Here is a 5,493-nt window from a genome sequence, read left to right on the forward strand (position 1 = left end):
CGTGAAGAAGTGGCAGATCCCGCGATTCATCAACACGGATAAAGCGCCCGCCTATGGTCGCGCGCTTGCTCTGCTCAAACGCGAAGGCCGGTGCCAGTCTGACGTTGAACACCGACAGATTAAGTACCGGAACAACGTGATTGAATGCGATCATGGCAAACTGAAACGGATAATCGGCGCCACGCTGGGATTTAAATCCATGAAGACGGCTTACGCCACCATCAAAGGTATTGAGGTGATGCGTGCACTACGCAAAGGCCAGGCCTCAGCATTTTATTATGGTGATCCCCTGGGCGAAATGCGCCTGGTAAGCAGAGTTTTTGAAATGTAAGGCCTTTGAATAAGACAAAAGGCTGCCTCATCGCTAACTTTGCAACAGTGCCGCGCGACGAGCAGCAGCACCAGGAGCAGAAGCACGTCGAGAAAAAGCAACAGCAGATCGAGCAGCGCCCACGGCGGGCCGCTCGCATCGGATAAGTCGAAAAATCCGGCTAAAGTGGCCGAGCTGCACATCAGGCCGCGCGGTTTTCCTCCCTGATCGCCGGCGCGGTTTCTTCCTCCCTGAACCGCATGCAGACTTGCCGCCTCGGACACCCCGAGGCGGTTTTTTTTCGCCTCGCTCGAGCATCGCCGCATCCGACGATGCCGAGACGACCAGGCCGCGCACGTCGAGCTGCAGCATCGCCATTGCCGACGATGGCACCAGGTCGCCGGCGGTGGCCACCGACCTCGAGCTCGCATCGCCACATCCGACGATGCGCGCCGGCGTCGACCATCGCCAGGTCTGACGATGGCGGCCGCCCTGCCCTGGATCTCGCATCGCCATTTCTGGCGATGAGATCCACGGAGCGGCCATTTAGACCCGCCAATAACGACCCGGCCAAGATAAATCGCATGACGGCCTTTTTGGCCGGGGGTAGCATGACCGGACACTTTGCGTATGCCCAAAGGAGCCCGCAAGTATGCGCAGGACGAAGCCAGTAGCCGCGCCGATGGTGGCGCGGGTCTATCTGCGCGTCAGCACCGACGCGCAGGACTTGGAACGCCAAGAGGCGATCACTACGGCCGCGAAGGCCGCCGGCTACTACGTCGCCGGCATCTACCGTGAGAAGGCATCCGGCGCACGCGCCGACCGGCCTGAGCTGCTGCGCATGATCGGCGACCTACAGCCCGGCGAGGTGGTCATTGCCGAGAAGATCGACCGCATCAGCCGCCTACCTTTGCCCGAGGCCGAGCGCCTGGTGGCCTCGATACAGGCCAAAGGCGCAAGCCTGGCCGTCCCTGGCGTGGTCGATCTATCCGACCTGGCGGCCGAGGCCCAGGGCGTCGCCAAGATCGTGCTGGAAGCCGTGCAGATCATGCTTTTTCGCCTGGCCTTGCAGATGGCCCGCGACGACTACGAGGACAGGCGCGAACGCCAGCGCCAAGGCATTGAGTTGGCCCGCCAGGCCGGGCGGTACAAGGGCCGCCGTGCTGATCCGAAGCGCCGCGCCCAAGTTGTCGCGCTGCGCAAGTCCGGCTACAGCATCAACAAGACCGCCGAGCTGGCCGGGTACAGTGCGGCCCAGGTGAAACGGATATGGGCCGAGGTCAGCCAGGCCGAAGCGAAGCAGCACGGCGCGTTCGTGGAGGACGCATTGACGGAAGCCGATGCCCTGGCCGCTGTCGGCCAGGATGAGCGCCAGGAGGAAAGGGCATGAAGAAGCCGAACCAAGACGACGAGCCGTTTTTCATCACCGAGGAGATTGCGGCCGAAATGATCGCCGGCGGCTATGAGTTCGAGCTGCCGCCCATTCCTTGCACCATCCGCCTACGCGACGTGCTGGAGCGCATGACCGATGCTGAGCTAGCATTGCAGCCGGGCGAGATCGCCGACCAGGAGCGTGAACGCTGCCGGCGCAAGCCGTGTTCAACCTCATGATCTGGTCATGGTATTTTTCATGGCACTGAGCCTGATAGTTCTTGCAAATTGTTGTCACTAAAGGGTTTTGTGTGCTTGTTTACAATCGAGTGGGAGTGACGGGCACTGGCTGGCAATGTCTAGCAACGGCAGGCATTTCGGCTGAGGGTAAAAGAACTTTCCGCTAAGCGATAGACTGTATGTAAACACAGTATTGCAAGGACGCGGAACATGCCTCATGTGGCGGCCAGGACGGCCAGCCGGGATCGGGATACTGGTCGTTACCAGAGCCACCGACCCGAGCAAACCCTTCTCTATCAGATCGTTGACGAGTATTACCCGGCATTCGCTGCGCTTATGGCAGAGCAGGGAAAGGAATTGCCGGGCTATGTGCAACGGGAATTTGAAGAATTTCTCCAATGCGGGCGGCTGGAGCATGGCTTTCTACGGGTTCGCTGCGAGTCTTGCCACGCCGAGCACCTGGTCGCTTTCAGCTGTAAGCGTCGCGGTTTCTGCCCGAGCTGTGGGGCGCGGCGGATGGCCGAAAGTGCCGCCTTGCTGGTTGATGAAGTACTGCCTGAACAACCCATGCGTCAGTGGGTGTTGAGCTTCCCGTTTCAGCTGCGTTTCCTGTTTGCCAGCCGGCCCGAGATCATGGGGTGGGTGCTGGGCATCGTTTACCGCGTCATTGCCACGCACCTGGTCAAGAAAGCGGGCCATACCCACCAAGTGGCCAAGACGGGCGCGGTCACCCTGATCCAGCGTTTTGGATCGGCGCTCAATCTGAATGTTCACTTCCACATGCTGTTTCTCGACGGTGTGTATGTCGAGCAATCCCACGGCTCAGCGCGTTTCCGCTGGGTCAAGGCGCCGACCAGCCCAGAGCTCACCCAGCTGACGCACACCATCGCCCACCGGGTGGGTCGCTATCTGGAACGGCAAGGCCTGCTGGAACGGGATGTCGAAAACAGCTATCTGGCCTCGGATGCGGTGGATGACGACCCGATGACACCCCTGCTGGGGCACTCGATCACTTACCGTATCGCTGTCGGTTCACAGGCGGGGCGAAAGGTGTTCACTTTGCAAACTCTGCCGACCAGTGGTGATCCGTTCGGTGACGGGATTGGCAAGGTAGCCGGGTCCAGCCTGCACGCCGGCGTGGCGGCCAGGGCCGATGAACGCAAGAAGCTCGAACGGCTGTGCCGGTACATCAGCCGCCCGGCGGTATCCGAGAAGCGGCTGTCGTTAACACGAGGCGGCAACGTGCGCTACCAGCTCAAGACGCCGTACCGGGACGGCACCACGCACGTCATTTTCGAACCATTGGATTTCATTGCAAGGCTGGCCGCCCTGGTACCGAAGCCCAGAGTCAACCTAACCCGCTTCCACGGGGTGTTCGCACCCAACAGTCGGCACCGGGCGTTGGTCACGCCGGCAAAACGGGGCAGGGGCAACAAGGTCAGGGTGGCTGATGAACCGGCAACACCAGCACAACGGCGAGCGTCGATGACATGGGCGCAACGGCTCAAGCGTGTTTTCAATATCGACATCGAGACCTGCAGCGGCTGCGGCGGCGCCATGAAAGTCATCGCCTGCATTGAAGACCCTATAGTGATCAAGCAGATCCTTGATCACCTGAAGCACAAAGCCGAAACCAGCGGGACCAGGGCGTTACCCGAAAGCCGGGCGCCACCGGCTGAGCTGCTCCTGGGTCTGTTTGACTGACGAGCCTGAAGGCCAACGATACCAATCAAAATGCTGCGTTCACAGCGCCGCGGCAGGGATCCGCCGTGCTGGTTGTCGGAAAAGGAGCCGCTAGTGGGAAAGAGGAGGGTAAATTTTCAGCGTTGCTGGCTCCCCGTCAGCCGGATTGGGTTGCATCGCAGGGGTGTCGAAAGAGTCAACTGCGGTCCAAAGCTGTTGGACTTGGGTGAAAAGGGCGTTTATTCTTCCTATACGTTGTCGGCAGCGGGCCAAAAAGGAATACGTCCATGCCCATCGAGGTGAAACCGGCTGTGAGCGCGGGTTCAAGCATATAGCCCGACAGGCGCGTATCCTTGCCGATCACGACACGATGGCGGTGGTCACCGCGACGAAAGACACGGCCAGCCGCCATGCCGACGCGCAAGGCGGTTTCCGCCGTCATCGCGCCTTCGTTGGCTTTGCCACGAATACCGTCTGTGCCGAAATATTTGCGCACCATAAGGTCGATTATCCTGTCGTCGGGTCGCCCTCAAAGGGGACATGCCTGCTGAACCGCGAATATAGAGAAATATCCCGAATGTGCAGTTAACGAATTCTTGCGGTTTCTTTCAGCGCCGCCAATACCGCCAGCCCGTCGCGCAAGGGGCGCGGCTCGTGTGTGCGGATGAAGTCAGCTCCACCTGCGGCGGCGGCAAGCTCTGCAGCGAGTGTCGCGGCCCCGACATCCCCCGGACCACGGCCTGTGAGCGCGCGCAGAAAGGATTTGCGCGAAACAGACAGAAGCACCGGCAAATCGAAGCGCAGCCGCAATTCATCGAACCGCGCCAGCACCGAGAGCGAGGTTTCGGGAGCAGCCCCCAGAAAAAACCCCATGCCGGGATCAAGGACAAGGCGGTTGCGTTTGATACCGGCACCCGTCAGCGCCGCGATGCGCGCGTCAAAGAACGCCGCAATGTGATCCATGATGTCGCCAGCGGGTGCCTCGCGCCGATCTGCCTGCCCGTCTTGCACCGAATGCATAACGACGAGTTTGGCAGATGATTTCGCCAATTGCGGATAGAACGCAGCGTCTGGAAAACCGCGAATATCATTGAGATAGGCCACACCACGCGACAAGGCATAGGCTTGCGTCGCGGGTTGATAACTGTCGAGCGAGACGGGAATGCCATCTGCCTTGAGCGCGTCCAGCACCGGCGCGATACGCGCGATTTCTGTGTCGGACGAAACAGGCGCGGCGTCGGGATTGCTGGATGCCGGACCGAGGTCGATCACATCTGCCCCCTCGGCCATCAGCTTACGCGCCTGCGCAATGGCTGCGTCTGGCGCCAGATACCGGCCTCCATCGGAGAAACTGTCCGAGGTTATGTTGACGATGCCGAAAATGATGAGCGATTTATTCATGGGGGCTTCTATAATAATAATAATCGAGCATGAGTCTCATACGGATGCTCGGGTCGAAAGGGAATCCCCAGGCGAGTAACCTGTTTGCGGTGATCCATTAGCTGCAGGAGCAGAATAGCATACATCTGGAAGCAAAGCCAGGAAAGCGGCCTATGGAGCTGTGCGGCAGCGCTCAGTAGGCAATTTTTCAAAATATTGTTAAGCCTTTTCTGAGCATGGTATTTTTCATGGTATTACCAATTAGCAGGAAAATAAGCCATTGAATATAAAAGATAAAAATGTCTTGTTTACAATAGAGTGGGTATCGGAGACGAAGAAGGACAAGGTACATGCTGACCGATACCAAGCTGCGCAATCTCAAGCCCAGGGACAAACTCTACAAAGTGAATGACCGGGAAGGTCTCTATGTGGGGGTCGCCTCAGAAAACGGAATCTATGGTCACTCCCGTTTTTGCAACACCGATTTTGACGACAAGTTGGCTTGCTTG

6 protein-coding genes and 2 pseudogenes are annotated in these 5,493 nt (G+C 59.1%); 6 read left to right on the top strand and 2 right to left on the bottom strand.

All coding sequences use genetic code 11. The annotated features are described in order from the left end of the window. From OGX94_RS07885 to OGX94_RS07905, 5 genes and pseudogenes are all read left to right on the top strand, one after another. Window positions 1-331: pseudogene (locus OGX94_RS07885) on the top strand (IS6-like element IS26 family transposase); the annotation flags it as partial. A 5-nt stretch (window positions 332-336) separates the two neighbouring features. Beyond that, the gene (locus OGX94_RS07890; protein ID WP_001044210.1) at window positions 337-477 is read left to right on the top strand and encodes a hypothetical protein; all 141 of its coding nucleotides are present in this window, start codon (window positions 337-339) and stop codon (window positions 475-477) included. A 485-nt stretch (window positions 478-962) separates the two neighbouring features. After that, complete coding sequence (locus OGX94_RS07895) at window positions 963-1,700, top strand: recombinase family protein (RefSeq protein ID WP_001446887.1); 738 nt, start codon at window positions 963-965, stop codon at window positions 1,698-1,700. Beyond that, the gene (locus OGX94_RS07900) at window positions 1,697-1,921 is read left to right on the top strand and encodes a hypothetical protein (protein WP_000743213.1); all 225 of its coding nucleotides are present in this window, start codon (window positions 1,697-1,699) and stop codon (window positions 1,919-1,921) included. The genes OGX94_RS07895 and OGX94_RS07900 overlap by 4 nt, the downstream gene beginning before the upstream one ends. A gap of 210 nt (window positions 1,922-2,131) precedes the next feature. Next, window positions 2,132-3,625, top strand: coding sequence for an IS91-like element ISCR2 family transposase (locus tag OGX94_RS07905; protein WP_001120888.1), 1,494 nt, complete (start codon window positions 2,132-2,134; stop codon window positions 3,623-3,625). Window positions 3,626-3,800: 175 nt separating this feature from the next. On the opposite strand, the gene OGX94_RS07910 is transcribed toward OGX94_RS07905, so the two are convergent. Continuing rightward, complete coding sequence (locus OGX94_RS07910; RefSeq protein WP_000251875.1) at window positions 3,801-4,103, bottom strand: phosphoglucosamine mutase; 303 nt, start codon at window positions 4,101-4,103, stop codon at window positions 3,801-3,803. Between the two features lie 86 nt (window positions 4,104-4,189). Next, window positions 4,190-5,005: a sulfonamide-resistant dihydropteroate synthase Sul2 gene (gene sul2 / locus OGX94_RS07915; RefSeq protein WP_001043260.1), complete on the bottom strand. Its 816-nt coding sequence runs from the start codon at window positions 5,003-5,005 to the stop codon at window positions 4,190-4,192. A 329-nt stretch (window positions 5,006-5,334) separates the two neighbouring features. Here sul2 and OGX94_RS24960 point away from each other — a divergent pair. Beyond that, window positions 5,335-5,493, top strand: a pseudogene (locus OGX94_RS24960) (Arm DNA-binding domain-containing protein); the annotation flags it as partial.

Origin of the sequence: Citrobacter sp. Cpo037 (assembly GCF_030332945.1) — a bacterium.
Taxonomy (GTDB): Bacteria; Pseudomonadota; Gammaproteobacteria; order Enterobacterales; family Enterobacteriaceae; genus Citrobacter; species Citrobacter portucalensis.